2 protein-coding genes are annotated in these 2,250 nt (G+C 57.8%); both read right to left on the bottom strand.

Going from position 1 to position 2,250, the window contains the following annotated elements:
- Nucleotides 1-560 (bottom strand): ATPase, T2SS/T4P/T4SS family (locus VNL17_04260; protein HXI83288.1); only part of this gene is annotated, 560 nt, incomplete at its 3' end.
- 242 nt (nt 561-802) lie between these two features.
- Complete coding sequence (locus tag VNL17_04255; GenBank protein HXI83287.1) at nt 803-1,846, bottom strand: TIGR03118 family protein; 1,044 nt, start codon at nt 1,844-1,846, stop codon at nt 803-805.
- Nucleotides 1,847-2,250: the final 404 nt, after the last annotated feature.

Below are 2,250 nucleotides of genomic sequence, written 5' to 3'. Positions count from 1 at the left end.
TCGATGGTGACGATGTGGCGGGCCTCGCGGCGGTTGATGTCGTCGATTAAGGCCGCGAGTGTGGTCGATTTCCCCGAACCCGCTGGGCCCCCGATCAAGACCAGGCCGCGCGGGAGATGCGCGAGGGCTTCCACCGAAGGGGGAAGGTTTAGCTCACGCAGCGTAGGGACTTTCTGGGGCAACGCGCGAATCGCAGCGGCCGCGCGTCCGCGTTCGCGATGCAGGTTAATGCGGAAACGGCCCAGCCCGGCAACACGATACGAAGAATCTGCAATCTGCATTTGGCGGTAGCGCGCAAGCGCATGTGACGAGAGTGCCGGGAGCACAGCGGCTTCGATTTCAGAACCCTCAAGAGGAGCTGCATCGATTTTTTGCACGGCGCCCTTTGTGCGAATGCAGGCGGGCGCGCCGGCTACAAGCAGCAAATCGCTTCCGCCACGGGCGATCAGCGTCTTGAGCCATGCATCGAGTTGAAGTGTGCTGGCGGGTTCGGAACCTTCGCGCTCGCGAAGCTCGTTCAATTCGTTCACGATGCGGTCGATTTCCGGGGCTTCACCCATGCGGACCCTCAATTGTCCAAACGGAGCGTTGCCGGAAAATATTGACTCAGCCGGAGTTTTTCGTCCAGCACGAAACGCAGGGACACCCGTCCAAAACGCACGCCAAGCAGTGCGCCAGTTCGATGACGGCAGAGACGAGGAGTCTCTGCCGCCTACGTCATTCAACATGCCTGGAAGACGATCTTGCCACCCTGCTGGCCGCGTCCTCCGCGGGGGCCGAGAAGGATACTGTTAGAGTCGGTTTAAGGCGCAACCGTGATCATGCCAAACAATCCGTTGGCGTAGTTATTGGGACCGGCGGTGAAGAATAGCTGATTAAGTTGGCCACCATTTCCGCCGTTGCCGAATTCTATAGCCCAAAGCTGGTTGATGACGATGGCCTGGCCTTTGGCGTCTCGCAGCGCGCCGAGGAAAGCTCCGGACGTGGGATCGAACGCGTTGATCCGCCCGTCGGGAACATTGTTAGCGACCAGCAAGGTGTTGCTGAACGGGCCGAAATCGGCCGGCGCCATCGCGAGACCCCATGGCGAATGAAGAGGACCGGTGATTCGCAAAAGAACATTCCCGGCGGTGTCAAATTCGTCTACGAAACCGGCAGCCGATTTGTTGCCACCGAAGGTCACCCAGAGTTTGCCACCGATGTTCTGAATGCCGTAAGGGGCAAAGCCACCATGGATCGCCGGATCAGTAAAGGAACGCACCAAGGTGAAGTTTTTGTCGAAAACGTCGATGCGGCTGTTGGGGCCGTTATCGGCGGCGTAAAGGAAATCACCCGAGGCATCGCTGGTGATCGCCAAGCCGGTGTAGACGGCACCAGCTTTCGACTTGTCCGCGGCGATCAGCGCGTGCGTGCCGTCGACCGTGGGACTCCAACCGCTGATGGTGCCATCCAAGGTAGCGAACAGGAAAAGAGCGGTGCCGGTTTTGGGGGGTGTGGCATTGTTCGAAACGGAAAACGAGGGCGTAGCGTTTCCGACCGTGATGTTAAAAACATCACCGGTTGGCGAACCCGGGACGGTAGTTCCCGGCGCAGGCGGGATGGTAACCACTAGCCCTTGTTTCTGGCCAGCTCCGTTGTACAGGGTGGACTTGCCGGTAACGTTGTCGCTGACCCAGAAAGGACTGCCTCCGGAGCGAGTCAGGCCCCAGCCGTTCACCAAGTCCGGGTCGGTAGCGTCAGTGACCAGGTCGGTCCGGGTATATTGCGCGAAAGTTACAGCGGGAAGAACAAATATCGAAAGCGCGGAAGCCGCGAGGAGCTTCCGACAATTGATTGCAAATCTCATAATTATCCTTTTCCTCCAATTCAAATTTTCGGATGTGAAACACATCCTATGTGATCGCCACAAACTGAGGGTTGGGTGGGTAAAAGTTCATGGGGAGCAACTTGAGTTCCAGCACGAACGACTGCTCTCGAGATGAAACATCAATTGAGAACAAGGAACTTAGTAGTGTCGAGCCGGGGAGACGAACTACAGCACTCCTATTTCCCGTAGACAAACTCCACAGCGGATACCGAAGTTGGAAGGTATTTATTCCCAGTAACTGCGCAAAACATTGAGTGGCGGAACGCCGCCGGACTCGATTGTCTACGCCTTGCGGAGAGTCAGAAGCGTAATTTCTGGGGGCACCCCGAGGCGCACAGGAGCGCCGACGGTGCCAAGGCCGCGATTCACGTAGATCGATGCCA

Source organism: Verrucomicrobiia bacterium (assembly GCA_035577545.1).
GTDB lineage: Bacteria > Verrucomicrobiota > Verrucomicrobiia > Palsa-1439 > Palsa-1439 > Palsa-1439.
This window is presented reverse-complemented; position numbering and strand designations above follow the sequence as displayed.